Source organism: Bradyrhizobium sp. BEA-2-5, from assembly GCF_032918025.1.
GTDB classification, from domain to species: Bacteria; Pseudomonadota; Alphaproteobacteria; order Rhizobiales; family Xanthobacteraceae; genus Bradyrhizobium; species Bradyrhizobium pachyrhizi.
Map to the genome: position 1 here is coordinate 4,831,038 of NZ_CP136629.1, position 18,896 is coordinate 4,849,933.

Consider the following 18,896-nt stretch of genomic DNA (forward strand, 5'->3'; position numbering starts at 1 on the left):
TTTATGGTTAATATTTCATTGACGGCACTGCCCCGTTTGGGTGGGACCGCTCCAGGGAACCACCGCGATGTCTGCTGATGGGCTGCTGCCGCTCGCTTTCCTGATCGGCTACCTGCTGGGCTCGATCCCGTTCGGCATGGTGCTGACCAGGATGGCCGGCACGCAGGATCTGCGCACGGTCGGCTCGGGCAATATCGGCGCCACCAATGTGCTGCGCACCGGCCGCAAGGGCCTCGCCGCGGCGACGCTGCTCGGCGACATGCTGAAGGGCACCGTCGCCGTCATCATCGCCGGCACCATCGACGGCCCGAACGCGGCGATGCTGGCGGCGCTGGGGGCTTTCCTCGGCCACCTCTTCCCGGTCTGGCTCAAGTTCAAGGGCGGCAAGGGCGTCGCCGTCTATATCGGCGTCCTGCTTGGCCTGTTCTGGCCCGCGGCGCTGATCTTCGCCGCGATCTGGCTCGGCACCGCCTACACCACCCGCTACTCGTCGCTGTCGGCGCTGATCGCCGCGTTCGTGACGCCGCTGTTCCTGTGGTGGTTCGGCCACAACGCGCTCGCCTCGCTGTTCGCCGTGCTGACGCTGCTGCTGTTCTACATGCACCGCGAGAACATCCAGCGCCTGCAGGCCGGCACCGAGGGCAAGATCGGCGAGCGGAAGTGACGTCAGTCATTCCGGGGCATCGCGTCAGCGATGAGCCCGGAATCTAGAGGTTTTGGCCGAGATTCCGGGTTCGATGCTGCGCATCGCCCCCGGAATGACGAGGCCTATTTCCTCAGCGCGTCCTCGACAAAGCTCGCCGCCGCCAGCGCCTTCGCATCATCGCCAAAACCCGCGATCACGGTCACGCCGACCGGCAATCCGCCCTCGGCGGTCAGCGTCGGCACGTTGACGCAAGGCACGCCCATCAAGGTCCAGAGCCGGTTGTAACGGGGATCGCCGGTCGACGCCAAACCCTCGGGTGCCGCGCCCGGCGCCGACAGCGTCAGCAGCACGTCGACCTCCGAGAGGATCGTGGCCAGCGCCTGCCGCGCGCGCAGCGTGACGGCCATCGCCGCGTCGTATTCCGCCGGCGTGCCGCCCTTGCTCTCGTCGAGCCGGCCGCGCAGGAGCGGCGGCATCGCATCGTAGTTCTGGCCGTATTCCCAGGCGAACGACTGATGCGCCTCGAACTCCTGCACCACCGGATGGATCCGCCACGCCTCCGCGACGACCTCGGGCATCGCGAGCTCGCGCACGGTCGCACCCGCCTGCTCCGCCGCACGCGCGGCCTTCTGCAACGCCTCCGCGCCGGAAGGTTCCGGCGAACCGGCGAAGGCCTGCGTCACCACGCCGATGCGCGGCGCGGAAACTTTCGACGGCCCCACCAGCTCAGGCCGCCTGGTCATCGCAGCGAGCCCCAGCGCGACGTCGCGCACGCCGGCGCCGAACAGCCCGACGGTGTCGAGCGTCCAGGAGAAGCATTTCACGCCGACGGTCGGCAGCAGGCGGTAGCTCGGCTTGATCGCGGCGACGCCACAGAACGACGCCGGCCGGATCACCGAACCGCCGGTCTGCGTGCCGAGCGCCAGCGGGATCATCCCGGCCGCGACCGCGGCGGCCGAACCCGACGACGAGCCGCCCGGCGAATGGCCGGGATTGTGCGGATTGAGTGTCGGGGTCGGATCGCGCGAGGCGAACGCGGTCGTGGTGGTCTTGCCGATGATGGTGGCCCCTGCCCGCTTCAGCATCATCACCACAGGCGCGTCAGCGCGCGGCTGCCAGCCGCGGTAGATCTCCGAACCCATCTCGGTCGGCATGTTGGCGGTGTCGATGATGTCCTTGATGCCGACCGCAATCCCGCGCAGCGGCCCGGCCTGTTGCGCACGCGCCGTCTCGTCGAGGCGAACGAAGGCGCCGATGGTTCTGTCCCGCGCCGCGATGGCGTCCCGCGTCTGCGTGATGGCGGCATCGGTGGACAATTCGCCGGAGGCGATGCGGTGTTGGAGATCGGCAAGCGAAATCATCGGCAGACGTCCTGTTTCTTGATGGTTCTTGACGGTTTTTTGGCAGCTTCTTGCCAAGCGCTTTTAGCGCGTCGCGCGCGGCTGCGCCAATGTCGCAGTTGATCACAATCTCAGGTTGGGCGAAGCTAAGCCCCGCATGCATGACCGCTCGCCCAGCCCTCCAAAACTCACCGACACCGAACGGATCGACCGCCTGCGGCTGATCCGTTCCGACAATGTCGGGCCGCGCACCTTTGCATCGCTGCTCCGCCATTTTGGCGATGCGGCGCACGCGCTGGAGCGCCTGCCTGACCTCGCGCGCCGCGGCGGCGCCTCCGGCCCCGGACGCATCTGCAGCGAGGCCGACGCTGCGGCAGAGCTCGCAGCCTGCCGCAAATTCGGCATCGATCTCGTCGCGCCGGAGGAAGCGCATTATCCGGCGCGGCTTGCCACCATCGACGATGCGCCGCCGCTGCTTGCCGTGCGCGGCGCGCGCGACACCCTGATGCGGCCGATGATCGCCATCGTCGGCTCGCGCAATGCCTCGGGCGCCGGCTTGAAGTTCGCCGGCCAGCTCGCGCGCGAGCTTGGCGAGGCCGGATTCGTCGTCATCTCGGGCCTCGCCCGCGGCGTCGATCAGGCCGCGCATCGCGCCAGCGTCGAGAGCGGCACGATCGCCGTGCTCGCGGGCGGCCACGACAGGATCTACCCGCCGGAGCACGAGGATCTGCTGGCCGCCCTCCTCGAACACGGCGCGGCGATCTCCGAGATGCCGCTCGGCCACGAGCCGCGCGCCCGCGACTTTCCCCGCCGCAACCGGCTGATCTCGGGCGCCTCGCTCGGCGTCGTCGTGGTGGAAGCGGCGCACCGCTCGGGCTCACTGATCACGGCGCGCATGGCGGCCGAACAGGGCCGCGAGGTGTTCGCCGTGCCCGGCTCGCCACTCGATCCGCGCGCAGCCGGCGCCAACGATCTGATCAAGCAGGGCGCGACGCTCGTCACCGAGGCCGCCGACATCATCAACGCGGTTCAGCCGATCATGGAGCGGCCGCTGATGCCTGGCTTGCGCGAGGACGACGAGCCGCTGGACTTTGCCACTGACAGCGGCGATCGCGCCCGCATCATCGATCTGCTCGGGCCGAGCCCGATCAGCATCGACGATCTGATCCGGATGGCCGACGTGTCGCCGGCCGTTGTGCGCGCCGTGCTGCTTGAGCTCGAGCTCGCCGGCGGGCTCGAACGCCACGGCGGTGGGCTGGTGTCGCTGATTTAGTGCTCCGGCTTGACGGCTTACGCCAATCCGTCACCGTGATCCTGAGGAGCCGCGCAGCAGGCGTCTCGAAGGACGCACGGCCCCGCTGGTGGCTGTCGCCCCTTCGAGACGGCCACGTTGCGGCCTCCTCAGGGTAACGGACAACACGTTTCAACCTTCCCCATTCCGCGCATCGAAGTCGTTTCGCGCCCCCTCGATCTCCGGCAGATGCGCGAATGCCCACTGGCCGAGCGCCTTCACGGGCGCCGCCAGACCGCGGCCGAGGTCAGTCAGCTCATAGTCCACCCGCGGCGGAATGGTCGGGAAGATCGTGCGCGTGACGAGGCCGTCGCGCTCGAGGCCGCGCAGCGTCAAGGTCAGCATCCGCTGCGAGATGCCGTTGATCATTCGCTTCAGTTCGTTGAAGCGCTTCGGCCCGTCGCTGAGCATCATGATGACGAACACGCTCCATTTGTCGCCGACGCGCGCCAGCACGGAGGCGACCGCGCGGCAATCGCTGTGGTCGGGGCTGGGCCGCGGCGGCGGAGCGGTCACATCGATGTTCTCGGGTCTCATTTCTGTGCTCTGGTTTCAAAAATGTGCGTTCTTGCGGAGATTTAGGGTGGTCACTCATATAGCGCCAGTTACAAACCTATACCAAAGGTGACCTCTGCCATGAAACTTCTGCACATCAATTCCTCGGTCCTCGGCCCCCACTCCGTCAGCCGGCAGGTCTCCGCCGCCATCGTCGACCGGCTGCGCCAGGCCAATCAGCGCCTCGTCGTCAACTACCGCGACCTCAGCCAGACCCCGCTCGCCCACCTCTCCGGCCTGCACCTCGCCGCCAGCCAGGGCGCGGCGCCGGACCCGTCGGTGCGCGACGACATCGCGACCGGCCAGGCCGTGCTGGAGGAGTTCCTGGGCGCCGACGTCGTGGTCATCGGTGCACCCATGTACAACTTCACCATTCCGAGCCAGCTCAAGGCCTGGATCGACCGCATCATGGTGGTGGGGAAGACTTTTAAGTATGGCGCGGCCGGGCCGGAGGGGCTCGCCGGCGGCAAGCGCGTGATCGTCGCGATCTCGCGCGGCGGCTATTACGGCGCCGACACGCCGATGGCCGCGCTCGAGCACCTCGAGACCTACCTGCGCGGTGTGTTCGGCTTCATCGGCGTCAGGAATGTTGAGTTCATCCCCGCCGACGGCATCCAGGTCGGCCCCGAGCATCGCGAAAAGGCGGTTGCGGGCGCGCTGCAGGCCGCCGGCAATCTGAACGCAGCCTGATGTGATTCAAAGCGCCTGCTGTCGCCTGGCGGCGGCAGGCCGTTCAGGCGGAGGAACTCAGAACCAGACGCCCTGAATGCCGAGGATGACGGCGACCAGCGAAAATCAACAGGCCGATGCCGGAGAACAGCGCGACCGTCACGAATTGCGTCGTATCTGAACTTTCGAATGCGGGCGAAACCGGGATCGACGTCGAAATGCGGGCTGCTTTCGGCATGGCGGCACTCCAAATGATTCCGTGGTGAAAAATCCCCCGCCCATTCAAGAGTCCGGCGAGTACGTCAAAGGTTCAAGCATGATCCGGAAAAGTGCGAAGCGGTTTTCCGGAAAGATCATGCGTAGACAACAAACTATTGCGCGATGATAGTCGCAAACGAAATCGGCCGGTATGAAACGCTTCACACCGGCCGTTCGATACAATGAGAAACAAATTATCCGCGATAGATCGGCGCGCCCGCCGGTGATGCGGTTGCACCGCCGTCGATGAACAGCTCCTGCCCTTGCACATGCGCGGCGTCGTCCGACGCCAGGAATAGCACGGTCTTTGAAATGTGATCGGGCTCGCCGATCCGCCCGAGCGGCGTGGTCTTGCCGATCCGCTGCTCAAATGTCTTCTCGGCCTCGGGCGTTGCGATCGCCGCGCCCCAGATCGGGGTGCGCACGGCACCCGGCGCCACCACGTTGACGCGGATGTTGCGCGGCGAGAATTCTGACGCCATCACCCGCGCCATCGCGCGCACGCCGGCCTTGCTCGCGGCATAGGCCGAGTAGCCGGGATTGCCGAGCACGGAAATCACCGAGCCGTTGAGAATGATCGATGCGCCGTCGTTGAGATACGGCGCGACCGCCTGCACCGTGAAGAACACACCGGTGAGATTGGTCCGGATCACATTCTCGAATGCGGCCAGCGTGGTGCCGCCGACCGGCGTCTGGCCGGGAATGCCGGCATTGGCGAACAGCACGTCATACTTGCCGAACTTCTCGGTGCCCTGCTTCACCGCGGCTTCCAGCGCCGCGATGTCGGTGGCATCGGCGGCCAGTGCGAGCGCGTTCGGCCCGAGTTCCTTCGCGGCAGCCTCCAGCGTCTGCTTGTTGCGCCCGGTGATCACCACCTTGGCGCCCTCGGCCGCGAACAGCTTTGCCGTCGCAAGCCCGATGCCGCTGTTGCCGCCCGTAATCAATGCCGTCTTGTCCGCCAGTCTCATGTCCGCCTCCAATTGGTTGCATTATTAAACTTCATTGCCTAGCTAGGGCATACGGTTTAATATTGCAACCACACAAGGTCGTGATGGCCCGAATTCCTGGAGACGGTCGGTGAAACGAACCAGCCTTGCAGGCGACAGCTGTCCCGTCGCACGCGCGCTCGACGTGTTCGGCGACTGGTGGTCGCTCCTGATCATCCGCGACGCCAGCCTCGGCCGGCGCCGCTTCGGCGAATTCCAGGCAAGCCTCGGGCTTGCCAAGAACATCCTTGCCACACGGCTGCGCACGCTGGTCGAGCGCGGCATCCTGAAGACGGTCCCCGCCTCCGACGGCAGCGCCTATCAGGAATATCTGCTGACGCCGAAGGGCCGCGGCGCCTTCCCGATCCTGGTCGCGCTGCGGCAATGGAGCGAGGCGTTCGACGATCACCCCGAGGAGATCGCGACCATCCTGGTCGATCGCGACAAGGGCAAGCCGGTGAAGAAGCTCGCGCTCTATTCGCAGGATGGACGCGTGCTTGGCGCGGCCGACACTGCGCTGAAGCCGCGGCCTGCAGCGAAGCGCGCGCGGCGTCTCGCGAGTACGTAGGATGGGTGTTGTTGGTACGACACGACGGGCAACTCAGCAAAAACCTGCCAATGCTTCGCCTGCAAAAATATTTCGCTTTATCCGAAGCGCAACTCAGTGTTATGAATTGCCCGTCTCACCCGATCGAGGGGCGCTTCGCGGTCGTCACGAACGTGGTCACAGACGACGCCACACATTCGGTGTCGTCCCTGCGAAAGCAGGGACCCATAACCACCGATGGTCATTGTTGAGCAGTGCTGCAACGACGAATCCCCTCCACAACACCCGCTGCGGCGTGTGGGTCCCTGCTTTCGCAGGGACGACACCGGTCGATGCGGGGCGATCCAGTACGCCGCGCCGCACTAAGGCCAGGACGACGAATGGAGAGAGCCCCGACCCCTGCATCCCGCGACGCCCCTCACGACAACCTCCTCCGGCTGCACGAACGCAGTTGCTCGTCGGCCTCCAGGCGGGCCATCGCGAACAGGCGCTCGAGGACTTCGAATTTGTGGCGCTGGGCGAGTTTGGCGAGTTCGGTCGCGGCGGCTGCGATCAGGACCAGGGCATCGTCCGGGCCGCCCTCCCCAGCCGTCTCGTCGCCCGCCGGTCGCCGCCGGCCCGACGCCTTGCGCTTCCGGCCGCCCCTGTGCTGCTCAAAAGGCCTAATCCGATTTCCACCCTATATATAGAGAGATACGCCCTTTCCGGACGCAACTCTAGGACGTATTTTGCAACCCCTGGGATAGAAACTCCACAGCTTGGCGCCTCCCTTCAATATCTGGCGATTTGACAGGGACCGCCCCAGCACCCATGTTCGCCCCGACACGGCGGGCCGCGAGTCTAGCGGAACCCACCTTCAAGTTTTCCCACAAGCTATTGGAATGACATGAATATCGTCATCGTGGAGTCGCCGGCGAAAGCCAAGACGATCAACAAATATTTGGGCTCGTCCTATGAGGTTCTGGCCTCGTTCGGCCATGTCCGCGACCTGCCCGCGAAGAACGGCTCCGTCGATCCCGATGCCAATTTCAAGATGATCTGGGAGGTCGATCCCAAGGCGGCCGGCCGGCTCAACGAGATCGCCCGGTCCCTGAAGGGCGCCGACCGCCTGATTCTCGCCACCGACCCAGATCGCGAGGGCGAGGCCATCTCCTGGCACGTGCTGGAGGTGCTGAAGGAAAAGCGCGCGCTGAAGGACCAGAAGATCGAGCGGGTGGTGTTCAACGCCATCACCAAGCAGGCGGTCTCCGACGCGATGAAGCATCCGCGCCAGATCGACGGCGCGCTCGTCGATGCCTACATGGCGCGCCGCGCGCTCGACTACCTGGTCGGCTTCACCCTCTCCCCCGTACTGTGGCGCAAGCTGCCGGGCGCGCGCTCGGCCGGCCGCGTGCAGTCGGTGGCGCTGCGCCTCGTCTGCGACCGCGAGCTCGAGATCGAGAAGTTCGTGCCGCGCGAATATTGGTCGCTGATCGCGACCCTGCTCACCCCGCGCGGCGACACCTTCGAGGCCCGCCTCGTCGGCGCCGACGGCAAGAAGATCCAGCGTCTCGACATCGGCACCGGCGCCGAAGCCGAAGACTTCAAGAAGGCGCTGGAGGCCGCCCTGTTCAAGGTCGCGACCGTCGATGCCAAGCCGGCCCGGCGCAATCCGCAGGCGCCCTTCACCACTTCGACGCTGCAGCAGGAAGCCAGCCGCAAATACGGCTTTGCGCCGGCGCACACCATGCGCATCGCCCAGCGCCTTTATGAGGGCATCGACATCGGCGGCGAGACCACCGGACTCATTACTTATATGCGTACCGACGGCGTGCAGATCGATCCGTCCGCGATCACCCAGGCGCGCAAGGTGATCGGCGAGGATTACGGCAACGCCTACGTGCCCGATGCGCCCCGCCAGTACCAGGCGAAGGCCAAGAACGCCCAGGAAGCGCACGAAGCGATCCGCCCGACCGACCTCTCCCGCCGCCCCGACAGCCTGAACCGCAAGCTCGATGCCGATCAGGCGAAGCTCTATGAGCTGATCTGGAAGCGCACGATCGCGAGCCAGATGGAATCCGCCGAGCTCGAGCGCACCACGGTCGACATCGTGGCGAAGGCAGGCTCCCGCACGCTGGAGCTGCGCGCCACCGGCCAGGTCGTCAAGTTCGACGGCTTCCTCGCGCTCTACCAGGAAGGCCGCGACGACGAGGAAGACGAGGATTCCCGCCGCCTGCCCGCGATGAGCCCGAACGATGCCCTGAAGCGGCAGAGTCTGTCCGTCACCCAGCACTTCACCGAGCCGCCGCCGCGCTTCTCGGAAGCATCCCTCGTCAAGCGGATGGAAGAGCTCGGCATCGGCCGGCCCTCGACCTATGCCTCGATCCTCCAGGTGCTGAAGGACCGCGGCTACGTCAAGCTGGAGAAGAAGCGCCTGCATGGCGAGGACAAGGGCCGTGTCGTGATCGCGTTCCTGGAGAGTTTCTTCAGCCGCTATGTCGAATACGATTTCACCGCAGCCCTTGAAGAACAGCTCGACCGCATCTCCAACAACGAGATCTCCTGGCAGCAGGTGCTGAAGGACTTCTGGCGCGACTTCATCGGTGCCGTCGACGACATCAAGGATTTGCGCGTCGCGCAGGTGCTCGACGTGCTCGACGAGATGCTGGGGCCGCACATCTATCCGCCGCGCGCCGATGGCGGCGACGTCCGCCAGTGCCCGAACTGCGGCACCGGCCGGCTGAACCTCAAGGCCGGCAAGTTCGGCGCCTTCGTCGGCTGCTCGAACTATCCGGAATGCCGCTATACAAGGCCGCTTGCGGCCGACAGCGCCGAGAGCGCCGACCGCGTGCTCGGCACCGATCCCGACACCGGCTTCGACGTCTGGGTCAAGGCCGGCCGCTTCGGGCCCTACATCCAGCTCGGCGAGCAGAAGGATTATGCAGAAGGCGAGAAGCCCAAGCGCGCCGGCATCCCGAAGGGCACCTCGCCCGGCGATGTCGATCTCGAGCTCGCGCTGAGACTGCTGTCGCTGCCGCGCGAGATCGGCAAGCACCCGGAAACCGGCCAGCCGATTGTCGCCGGCCTCGGCCGCTTCGGGCCGTTCGTGAAGCACGAGAAGACCTACGCCAGCCTGGAAGCCGGCGACGAAGTGTTCGACATCGGATTGAACCGTGCCGTCACGCTGATCGCGGAGAAGATCGCGAAGGGCCCGAGCGGCCGCCGCTTCGGCGCCGATCCCGGCAAGCCGCTCGGCGATCACCCGACGCTCGGCGCGGTCGCGCTGAAGAACGGCCGCTACGGTGCCTATGTCGCCGCCGGCGGTGTCAACGCGACGATTCCGAGCGACCGCACCCCCGACCAGATCACGCTCGCCGAAGCGATCGCGCTGATCGACGAGCGCGCCGCCAAGGGTGGCGGCAAGAAGGCCAAGAAGGCGAAGGCGGAAAAGCCCGCCAAGGCGAAGAAAGCCAAGTCCGAGGCGACCGAGACTGACGGCGACGCCGACGCCGACGCCAAGCCCACCAAGAAGGCGGCGTCGAAGAAAGCCGCAGCGAAGCCGAAAACGGATGCGACCAGCAAGGCGCGCGCGCCGGTCGCCTCCGGTGCCAAGACGTCGCCTGCAAAATCATCGGCACCAGCGAAAGCACCCGCGAAGAAAAGCGCCGGCAAGGCACGAGGATAAGTGAAACGAAAACCCGACAATGGCTTTCCGGGCCGGGATGCCATCGTCGCTTTCATCCGCGCCAATCCAGGCAAGGTCGGGACCCGCGAAATTGCACGCGAGTTCGGCCTGAAGAACGCCGACCGTGCCGAGCTCAGGCGCATGCTGCGCGAGCTCGCCGACGACGGCACAATTGCCAAGCGCGGCCGCAAGATCCACGAGCCGGCGGCGCTGCCGCCTACCGTGCTGGCCGACATCACCGGCCGCGACAGCGACGGCGAATTGATCGCCTCTCCCGCCGAATGGGACGAGGTCGAGAGCGGCGAGCCGCCGAAGATCCTCATCGAGATGCCGCGCCGGCCGAAACCCGGCACCGCCGCCGGTGTCGGCGACCGCGCGCTGCTGCGCGTCGAAGTCACGGACGAGCAAGGCGGCACGCCCTATCGCGGCCGCGTCATCAAGGTGATCGATCACGGGCGCACGCGGATCCTCGGCATCTTCCGTCGCAATCCCGATGGCGGCGGGCGCCTGATCCCGGTCGACAAGAAGCAGGCCGGCCGCGAGCTCAACATCGCCAAAGCCGACAGCGGCGGCGCCGAAGACGGCGATCTCATCAGCGTCGACCTGATCCGCACCCGCGGCTACGGCCTCGCCTCCGCCCGCGTCAAGGAGCGGCTCGGCTCGATTGCCAGTGAAAAGGCGATCAGTCTGATCGCGATCAACACCCACGATATCCCGCAGGTGTTCTCCACTTCTGCGCTGCGCGAAGCTGAAGACGCCAAGCCCGCGACCTTGCAGGGCCGCGAGGACTGGCGCGACGTCCCGCTGGTCACGATCGATCCGCCGGACGCAAAAGACCACGACGATGCGGTGCAGGCGCGGCCCGACGACGATCCCAACAACAAGGGCGGCTTCATCGTCAACGTCGCCATTGCCGATGTCAGCTTCTACGTCCGGCCGGGCACTGCGCTCGATCGCGACGCGCTCGACCGCGGCAATTCGGTCTACTTCCCCGACCGCGTCGTGCCGATGCTGCCCGAGCGCATCTCCAACAATCTCTGCTCGCTGGTGCCCGGCGAGCCGCGCGGCGCGCTCGCAGTTCGCATGGTGCTCGGCCCCGACGGACGCAAGCGTTCGCACAGCTTCCACCGCATCCTGATGCGCTCGGCCGCGAAGCTGAGCTACGCGCAGGCCCAGGCCGCGATCGACGGCAGGCCGGACGACACGACGGGCCCTATCCTCGATCCGATCCTGAAGCCGCTGTGGTCGGCCTACGAGTTGGTCAAGCTTGCACGCGACGAGCGCGATCCGCTCAATCTCGATCTGCCCGAGCGCAAGATCCTGCTGAGGAGCGACGGCACGGTCGACCGCGTCGTCGTGCCTGAGCGGCTCGATGCGCACAAGCTGATCGAGGAGTTCATGATCCTCGCCAACGTCGCCGCAGCCGAGATGCTGGAGAAGAAATCGCTGCCGCTGATCTACCGCGTGCACGACGAGCCGACGCTGGAGAAGGTGCACAACCTGCAGGAATTCCTCAAGACGCTCGACCTGCCCTTCACCAAGCAGGGCGCGCTGCGTCCCACCCAATTCAACCGCGTGCTGGCGCAGGTTGCCGGCGAGGACTACGAGCCGCTGGTCAACGAGGTGGTGCTGCGTTCGCAGGCGCAGGCCGAATACTCCGCCGAGAACTACGGCCATTTCGGCTTGAACCTGCGCCGCTACGCCCACTTCACCTCGCCGATCCGTCGCTATGCCGATCTGATCGTGCATCGCGCGCTGATCCGCGCGCTCGGGCTTGGCGAAGGCGCCTTGCCGACGGATGAGACCGTGGAGACGCTCGCCGAGATCGCCGCGCAGATTTCCGTCACCGAGCGGCGCGCGATGAAGGCGGAGCGCGAGACCGTCGACCGCCTGATCGCGCATTTCCTTGCCGATAAGGTCGGCGCCTCGTTCCAGGGCCGCATTTCCGGCGTGACGCGATCCGGCCTGTTCGTGAAACTCGACGACACCGGCGCCGACGGCCTGATCCCGATCCGAACCATCGGCAGCGAATATTTCAACTACGACGAAACCCGCCACGCGCTGATCGGCACGCGCAGCGGCACCAAGTATCGGCTCGGCGACGTCGTCGATGTGCGTCTGGTGGAAGCCGCGCCGATAGCCGGCGCGCTGCGATTTGAGTTATTATCCGATGGTCAGGCAATTCCGCGCGGCAGAAAACGCGACAGCGCAAGGGCCGAGCGCCGCGCCGCCGGATTTGGCAAGGGACCAAACGGATCAGGCAAGAAGGCGCACAAGGAGCGGAAATCGCGCAAGAAGGATCGCAAGCCGGCGCAGCAGAAGTCCGGCAAATCGAAGCGAGGCAAGTCATGGAAGTGACACCGCCGACGGTGGTCTGGACTCGTGAGGCGGCCGAGCCCGAGAAGCGCGACGCGTGGAGCGCGATGAAGCGCGGGTTCCGCTGCCGCTGTCCGCGCTGCGGAAAAGGCAGACTGTTCCGCAAGTTTCTCAAATGCGACGGCCATTGCCCGGTCTGCGGCCTCGATTTCACGCCGCATCGCGCCGACGATCTGCCCGCCTATCTCGTCATCGTCATCGTCGGTCACATCGTGGTGCCGATGGCGCTGTGGATCGAGACTAATTATTCGCCGCCGGTGTGGCTGCAGCTTGCGATCTATCTGCCCTTCACGCTGTTAGCATCGCTGGCTTTGTTGCAGCCGGTGAAGGGAGCTGTGGTCGGCTTGCAATGGGCTCTGCGCATGCACGGGTTTGACGAGAACCCCCCTAGCGACATCCCGCCGGTCTAGCTAAACCGGGCCGCAAGAAGAAATGAAAGGGATGAAATGACTGAAGCTGCCGCACCCGCCGCTGTCGTCCACCAGGGCGAAAAAGAAGCCGACCATCATCCCTATTTCCGCCCACGGGATGCGGCGACACTGATCCTGGTCGATCGCAGCGGCGCCGTTCCGAAAGTGCTGGTCGGCAAGCGCCACGACAAGGTGGTGTTCATGCCCGGAAAATTCGTCTTCCCGGGCGGCCGCGTCGACAAGGCCGACTATCGCGTGCCGGTCGCAGCGCCGATCACGCCGGAGCTCGAAGCCAATTTGTTGAAGGGCAGCCCGAAGATCACGCCCGGCCGCGCGCGTGCGCTTGCCAACGCCGCGATCCGCGAGGCCTGCGAGGAGACCGGGCTCTGCCTTGGCCGCAAGGTCGAGAAGCGGCACAAGCTCGACGGGCCCTGGGCGCCGTTCGCCGACGCAGACCTCTTGCCCGATCCCTCCGGCCTGTTCCTGATCGCGCGCGCGATCACCCCGCCCGGCCGCGTCAAGCGGTTCGACACCCGCTTCTTCACCGCCGACGCCTCCGCGATCACCCATCGCGTCGAGGGCGTGATCCATGCCGATGCGGAGCTGGTCGAGCTGGTCTGGGTCGAGCTCGGCTCGAAACCGCTCGCCGATCTGCATCCGATGACACGCAACGTGCTCAACGAGCTCGACGCCCGCCTTGCCACCGGCCCGCTCCACCACGAGGCGCCGGTGCCGTTCTTCCATTTCTACGGCGGCAGGATGCAGAAGGACGTGCTGGGGACGTAGTAGCGCCCCGTCCTTGGGAGAAGCTCGCGACGAAATTGCAAAGCAATTTTGCGCCGAAGCGACGAAGCAATCCACGGTTCAAGAAGCGGTGAGATGGATTGCTTTGCTTCGCTCGCGATGACGACCGTAAGGCGAGCGTGGACTTATCCTCTGACCGGCCCTCAAATTGCAAAAATCTTCTGGCGCCGTCAGGATGGCGCGCCGCGAAACGCCTCCCTATCTGTTCCGCTAACGACATCAAGGACGGAACGGGGCAATGGCGAAGCGTCAACTCAAGCTTGGCGCGTTCATGCGCCCGATCAGCATCCACACCGCCGCATGGCGCTATCCCGGCGCGTGGCCCGACGCCAATTTCAACTTCTCGCACATCAAGACGCTGATCCGGAAGCTCGAGGCCGGCAGGTTCGACGCCTTCTTCATGGCCGATCACCTCGCCGTCCTCAACATGCCGATCAATGCGCTCAAGCGCAGCCACACCGTGACCTCGTTCGAACCGTTCACGCTGCTGTCGGCACTCTCGGCCGTCACCGAGCGCATCGGCCTGATCGCGACAGGCTCGACCACCTTCGACGAGCCCTATCACGTCGCACGCCGCTTCGCCTCGCTCGATCACATCAGCGGCGGCCGCGCCGGCTGGAACATCGTCACCACCTCGAATCCTGACGCCGCACTCAACTTCGGCCTCGACGACCACATGGAGCACGGCGAGCGCTACAAGCGCGCCCGCGAATTCTACGACGTCGTCACCGGCCTCTGGGATTCCTTCGCCGACGACGCCTTCGTGCGCGATGTCGAGAGCGGCCTGTTCTTCGATCCCGCCAAGATGCACACGCTCGACCACCACGGCAAATACCTGAAGGTGCGCGGCCCGCTCAACATCGCCCGGCCCGTGCAGGGCTGGCCGGTGATCGTGCAGGCCGGCGCGTCCGAAGACGGCAGGCAGCTCGCGGCCGAGACGGCGGAAGCCGTGTTCACCGGCGGCGGCAGCCTCGCCGACGGCCAGAAGCTCTACGCCGACATCAAGGGCCGCATGGAGAAGGTCGGCCGCGATCCCGAACATCTGAAGATCCTGCCCGGCGCCTTCGTCGTGGTCGGCGACAGCGTCGATGAGGCCCGGGAGAAGCGCGCCCTGCTCGACAGCCGCGTGCATTACGACAGCGCCATCGCCTCGCTCTCCGTCATCCTCGGCACCGATGCTTCCGGCTTCGATCCCGACGGCCCGCTGCCGGAGATCCCCGAGACCAACGCCAGCAAGAGCGGCCGCCAGCGCATGGTCGATCTCGCCGCGCGCGAAAAGCTCACCGTGCGCCAGCTCGCCCAGCGCGTCGGCGGCTATGGCGGCCTGTCCTTCGTCGGGACCGCAAAGACCATCGCCGACCAGATGGAGGAATGGCTGGTCGGGCGCGGCTCGGACGGCTTCAACATCATGTTCCCGTTCCTGCCCGCCGGCCTCGACGATTTCGTCGACAAGGTCGTCCCGGAGCTCCAGAAGCGCGGGATTTTCCGCAAAGAGTATGAAGGGCCCACTTTGAGGGAGAATCTGGGCCTGCCGCGGCCGAAAAACCGGTTCTTCGAGGGGTAATAGGCCCGGAATCGGGGTGATCTTGGCTCAGAAATCCTTGACTTTGGGCTGTTTCTGGCTAGGTTGCCGGCCAACGCGGGCCGTTTGGCCGGCTCCAGATTCCCCGATATTCTGAGGTTCAGAACATGGCCAAAGCGGTCACCATCAAGGTCAAGCTCGTGTCCTCGGCCGACACCGGCTTCTACTACGTCGCCAAGAAGAACTCGCGCACCATGACCGACAAGCTGGTCAAGAAGAAGTACGATCCGGTCGCGCGCAAGCACGTCGAATTCCGCGAAGCCAAGATCAAGTAAGATCGGCTACTTCCGACGTTCAAACGGGGCCCCTTGGGCCCCGTTTTGCGTTTCTATGCGACTTTGAGCAGTGGCGGTTGCGCCGGCCGGATCAGCGCGAACGCGACCTGCACGATGCCGCCGGCAAGACCCAGCGCCACGCCGATGCGCCAGGCCATGGTGTAGGAGCCGAGCGCGTCATAGAGCACCCCGCCGCCATAGGCGCCGAGGAAGCTGCCGATCTGGTGGCTCATGAAGGCGAGGCCCTGGATCATCGCCTGCCAGCGCAGGCCGAACATCTCGGCGACCGCGCCCGCGACCAGCGGGCCGACGCCCATCCACAAGAAGCCCATGATCGCGCCGAACAGCAGCGTCGAGAACGGCGTCGCCGGCAGCGTGAAATACCAGGCGAGCGCCAGCGAGCGCAGGATGTAGATGCCGCCGAGCAGTGCCAGCTTGTTCCAGCGCTGGCCGGCCCAGCCAAAGAACAGCGAGCCCAGCACGTTGAAGCCGCCGATCATGCCGAGCGTCTGCGCGCTGAGCATGGGATCGAGGCCGCAGATCGCGAGGTACGACGGCAGGTGCGTGGTGAGGAACACGAGCTGCATGCCGCAGACGAGATAGGCGCAGGTCATCACCACGAAGGAGGCATTGCCGAACGCGGTTCTCGCCGCGGCCGCCGCCGTGGCATCGTCGATCTCGTCGGCGGCCGGCTTCGGCAGCGGGATCCTGTCGATACGGCCGGCATACAACGCAGCCGGAATCATGAAGACCGAGAGGATCACGAAGCCGGCAAGGCCGATGCGCCAGCCGAAACCCTCGTTGAGCATCTGCCCGATCGGCGCCGACAACAGCGCGCCGAGCGAGCCCGCGCCGGAGACGATGCCGAGCACGGTGGAGCGCACCGTTTCCGGCACCGCACGCGCCGCCACCGACATCGCAATCGCATTCGCGGTGCAGGCGAGCGAAAGGCCGATCAGGACACCTGCGCCGATCATGATGGCAACGAGCCCATGCGCCGTGGTCATCAGTACGAGGCCCGCGATGTAGGCCAGCGCGCCGACCACCATGATCGGGCGGAAGCCGTAGCGCGCGGTGAGCGCGCCGGCGGGCGGCTGGAGAAAGCCCCAGGCGAGGTTCTGCACGGCCAGCGCCAGCGTGAAATCCGAGATCGAAATGTGGATGTCATGCGTCAGCGGCTGCATGAAGATCCCGAGGCTCTGCCGCAGCCCCATGCTCAGCGTCAGCATGATCGAGGCGCCGATCAGGATCGGCAAGGTCGGACGCAGGACCTGCAGCAGGGGCATTTTCTTGTTCTCCCATAACGGCACGGCACGCGTGCCATGGCCTGCGATTTATGCATGTTTTGGTTACACAGACCTGTGTACTTAGGCTATACAGGGGGCCGACTGTCAAGCGAAGAGGATCACGGCTGGCGCATGGCTTCCCCGCCTCCCAAACAGACGATGAAGGAGCGGATCCTCGAGACCGCCGACAAGCTGTTCTATCTGCAAGGCATTCGCGCCATCGGCGTCGACACCATCGCGGCCGAGATCGGCATCTCCAAGCGCACGCTCTACAACCACTTTCCGTCCAAGGACGCGCTGATCGCGGCCTATCTCGAGCGCCGCTTCGTAGCTCAGCGCCCGTCCGACAAGCCGCCGGCCGAGCAGATTCTCGCGACGTTCGATTCGCTGGAGCGGCGGTTTGCGGCGAAAGATTTTCGCGGCTGCCCGTTCGTCAATGCAGTCGCCGAGCTGGGCCCGGAGGACACGGACCGCGCCGTGAAGAAGATCGCGATCGCCTTCAAGGAAAGCCGCCGCATCTGGTTTCGCGACCTGCTGCGGCAGCTCGGCGTCACGGACGCCGAGGGACTTGCGACCCAGCTCACGTTGCTGGTCGACGGCTCCATTGCCCAGGATTTGGTGCGTGACGATCCGGCGATGGCGCGCGCCGCCAGGGAAGCCGCGCGCGTGTTGCTGGCAAATGCAGGCGTCAAGGTCGGCAGCCCCGCCCCCGCGGGCAAGAAACGCGCCGGATAAATCCGGTTGCGTGCCGAAGTCAGGTTTGGTTGTTAACACCGACCGCAGGCCACGGCATTCCCGATTGGATATTCCGTCCGGCGAGATTGACAGCGACCGCGCAAAGACCTGCTCCACAGAAGATCTGCGGCACAACAGGGAACGACCATGGAAGATCTGAAAGTAACGGCCACCGGGTATGATTTCGCGCCGGCGCGCGCGGCCATGCAGCGCTATATCGACAACGATCTCCTGTCCGGCATCTCCTGGACGGTTCTGGTCGGGCGCGACGTCGCTGACACGGGCTGCGTCGGATGGGCCGACAAGGAAGCGCAGATTCCGCTGCGCACCGATCACATCTTCCGCGTCTTCTCCAACACCAAGCTGATCACCTCCTGCGCAGCGCTGCTGCTGGTCGAGGAGGGCCGCTTCCGGCTCGACGATCCGATCGAGACCTTCATCCCGCAACTCAGAAACCGGAAGGTGCTGCGGCCGGGCGCGACGTCGATCGACGACACCGGGCCGGCACAGCGGTCGATCACCATTCGCCATCTGCTGAGTCACTCGGCCGGCCTCAGCTACGGCCTGTTCGATCCAGGGACACCGATCTTCAAGGCCTACAACGAGCGCAAGATCCTCAATCCGATGACGACGCTCGCCGACATGGTCGACGGTCTGTCCGATCTGCCGCTGGTGTTCCATCCCGGCTCGTCATGGGAATATTCGGTTGCGATCGACGTGGTCGCACGACTGGTCGAGGTGGTGAGCGGCCAGCCGTTCGACAAGTTCATCAAGGCGCGCATCCTCGATCCGCTCGGCATGGTCGACACCGGCTTCCATGTTCCGGAGAAGGACCACAACCGGCTCGTCGCCTATTACGCCGGCGCCGATCTGATGGATCCGATGAAGCCGGGCCTGACACGCACCGACAATGCTCCCTATCCGGGCGCTTATTTGCGGCCGGTGCCGCGCTTCAATGGCGGCGGCGGTCTCGTCTCGACGCTCCATGACATGGTCGCGCTGATCCGCAGCCTGCTGCCCGGCGGACCGACGCTGCTGAAGCCGGAGACGATCGCAGAGGCGATGACCAACCAGCTCACACCGGGCCAATGGATCCGCTTCGCGATGATGGGCGAGCAGCCCGGCAAGACCTACGGTCTCGCCGGCGGGTTGATCCTCAACCCCTCCCCGATCGATCATCCCGACGCCGCCGGCGAACTCTATTGGGGCGGCGTCGCAGGCACGCAGTGGTGGACTTCGCCCAAAACGGGCATCGCCGGCGTCATGATGGCGCAGCGCCAGATGGCGTTCGTCCATCCGTTCTCGTTCGAGTTCAAGCGGATGGCCTATGACGCGGTGAAGCGCGGCAGATAGTGCAACTGGGTAAGCCCGGATGGAACCAACGGGTCGCGCGAATGCGCGCCCGATGACAGGCTCCGCGAAATCCGGGTACCGCGCCACATGCACCGGCGTCCCGGATTACGCTTCGCTCC

At 65.6% G+C, this 18,896-nt stretch carries 18 protein-coding genes; 13 read left to right on the forward strand and 5 right to left on the reverse strand.

Annotated features, from left to right (window positions below; all coding sequences use genetic code 11):
- Positions 1–67: 67 nt before the first annotated feature.
- A complete protein-coding gene (gene plsY / locus RX327_RS22650) occupies positions 68–664 on the forward strand; it encodes a glycerol-3-phosphate 1-O-acyltransferase PlsY (protein WP_317247166.1) in 597 nt (198 codons plus the stop codon).
- Positions 665–768: 104 nt separating this feature from the next.
- Here plsY and RX327_RS22655 read toward each other — a convergent pair whose 3' ends face one another.
- Complete coding sequence (locus RX327_RS22655; protein WP_317247167.1) at positions 769–2,007, reverse strand: amidase; 1,239 nt, start codon at positions 2,005–2,007, stop codon at positions 769–771.
- A 136-nt stretch (positions 2,008–2,143) separates the two neighbouring features.
- Between RX327_RS22655 and dprA the strand changes: the two genes are divergently transcribed.
- Positions 2,144–3,259, forward strand: coding sequence for a DNA-processing protein DprA (gene dprA / locus RX327_RS22660; RefSeq protein WP_317247168.1), 1,116 nt, complete (start codon positions 2,144–2,146; stop codon positions 3,257–3,259).
- Between the two features lie 150 nt (positions 3,260–3,409).
- On the opposite strand, the gene RX327_RS22665 is transcribed toward dprA, so the two are convergent.
- Positions 3,410–3,814 (reverse strand): helix-turn-helix domain-containing protein, encoded by a 405-nt coding sequence (locus RX327_RS22665; RefSeq protein WP_317247169.1) that lies wholly within the window; start codon positions 3,812–3,814, stop codon positions 3,410–3,412.
- 99 nt (positions 3,815–3,913) lie between these two features.
- Between RX327_RS22665 and RX327_RS22670 the strand changes: the two genes are divergently transcribed.
- A complete protein-coding gene (locus tag RX327_RS22670) occupies positions 3,914–4,522 on the forward strand; it encodes an FMN-dependent NADH-azoreductase (RefSeq protein WP_317247170.1) in 609 nt (202 codons plus the stop codon).
- A 43-nt stretch (positions 4,523–4,565) separates the two neighbouring features.
- On the opposite strand, the gene RX327_RS22675 is transcribed toward RX327_RS22670, so the two are convergent.
- Both RX327_RS22675 and RX327_RS22680 read right to left on the reverse strand, forming a co-directional pair.
- On the reverse strand, positions 4,566–4,739 hold the full coding sequence (locus RX327_RS22675; protein ID WP_167350416.1) for a hypothetical protein: 174 nt from the start codon (positions 4,737–4,739) through the stop codon (positions 4,566–4,568).
- A gap of 214 nt (positions 4,740–4,953) precedes the next feature.
- Complete coding sequence (locus RX327_RS22680; RefSeq protein ID WP_317247171.1) at positions 4,954–5,727, reverse strand: glucose 1-dehydrogenase; 774 nt, start codon at positions 5,725–5,727, stop codon at positions 4,954–4,956.
- 109 nt (positions 5,728–5,836) lie between these two features.
- Here RX327_RS22680 and RX327_RS22685 point away from each other — a divergent pair, with 109 nt between their 5' ends.
- From RX327_RS22685 to rpmG, 8 genes are all read left to right on the forward strand, one after another.
- The gene (locus tag RX327_RS22685) at positions 5,837–6,313 is read left to right on the forward strand and encodes a helix-turn-helix domain-containing protein (RefSeq protein WP_317247172.1); all 477 of its coding nucleotides are present in this window, start codon (positions 5,837–5,839) and stop codon (positions 6,311–6,313) included.
- Between the two features lie 430 nt (positions 6,314–6,743).
- Positions 6,744–7,082 carry a hypothetical protein gene (locus RX327_RS22690; RefSeq protein WP_050385776.1) on the forward strand — a complete coding sequence of 113 codons (339 nt, stop codon included), beginning with the start codon at positions 6,744–6,746 and terminating at the stop codon, positions 7,080–7,082.
- Positions 7,083–7,178: 96 nt separating this feature from the next.
- Positions 7,179–9,956 (forward strand): type I DNA topoisomerase, encoded by a 2,778-nt coding sequence (topA, locus tag RX327_RS22695; protein WP_317247173.1) that lies wholly within the window; start codon positions 7,179–7,181, stop codon positions 9,954–9,956.
- Entirely contained in the window at positions 9,957–12,314 is a 2,358-nt protein-coding gene (rnr, locus tag RX327_RS22700; protein ID WP_317247174.1) for a ribonuclease R, read from the forward strand. It abuts the gene before it with no gap.
- Entirely contained in the window at positions 12,305–12,742 is a 438-nt protein-coding gene (locus RX327_RS22705) for a DUF983 domain-containing protein (RefSeq protein ID WP_317247175.1), read from the forward strand. The genes rnr and RX327_RS22705 overlap by 10 nt, the downstream gene beginning before the upstream one ends.
- 36 nt (positions 12,743–12,778) lie before the next feature.
- The gene (locus RX327_RS22710; protein ID WP_317247176.1) at positions 12,779–13,528 is read left to right on the forward strand and encodes an NUDIX domain-containing protein; all 750 of its coding nucleotides are present in this window, start codon (positions 12,779–12,781) and stop codon (positions 13,526–13,528) included.
- Between the two features lie 256 nt (positions 13,529–13,784).
- The gene (locus tag RX327_RS22715; RefSeq protein WP_317247177.1) at positions 13,785–15,110 is read left to right on the forward strand and encodes an LLM class flavin-dependent oxidoreductase; all 1,326 of its coding nucleotides are present in this window, start codon (positions 13,785–13,787) and stop codon (positions 15,108–15,110) included.
- 125 nt (positions 15,111–15,235) lie between these two features.
- On the forward strand, positions 15,236–15,403 hold the full coding sequence (gene rpmG, locus RX327_RS22720) for a 50S ribosomal protein L33 (RefSeq protein ID WP_007603295.1): 168 nt from the start codon (positions 15,236–15,238) through the stop codon (positions 15,401–15,403).
- 53 nt (positions 15,404–15,456) lie between these two features.
- On the opposite strand, the gene RX327_RS22725 is transcribed toward rpmG, so the two are convergent.
- Complete coding sequence (locus RX327_RS22725) at positions 15,457–16,689, reverse strand: MFS transporter (protein ID WP_317247178.1); 1,233 nt, start codon at positions 16,687–16,689, stop codon at positions 15,457–15,459.
- Between the two features lie 132 nt (positions 16,690–16,821).
- On the opposite strand from RX327_RS22725, the gene RX327_RS22730 reads away from it, so the two are divergent.
- Entirely contained in the window at positions 16,822–17,424 is a 603-nt protein-coding gene (locus RX327_RS22730; RefSeq protein ID WP_317247179.1) for a TetR/AcrR family transcriptional regulator, read from the forward strand.
- Between the two features lie 147 nt (positions 17,425–17,571).
- Positions 17,572–18,777 (forward strand): serine hydrolase domain-containing protein, encoded by a 1,206-nt coding sequence (locus tag RX327_RS22735; protein ID WP_244482326.1) that lies wholly within the window; start codon positions 17,572–17,574, stop codon positions 18,775–18,777.
- Positions 18,778–18,896: the final 119 nt, after the last annotated feature.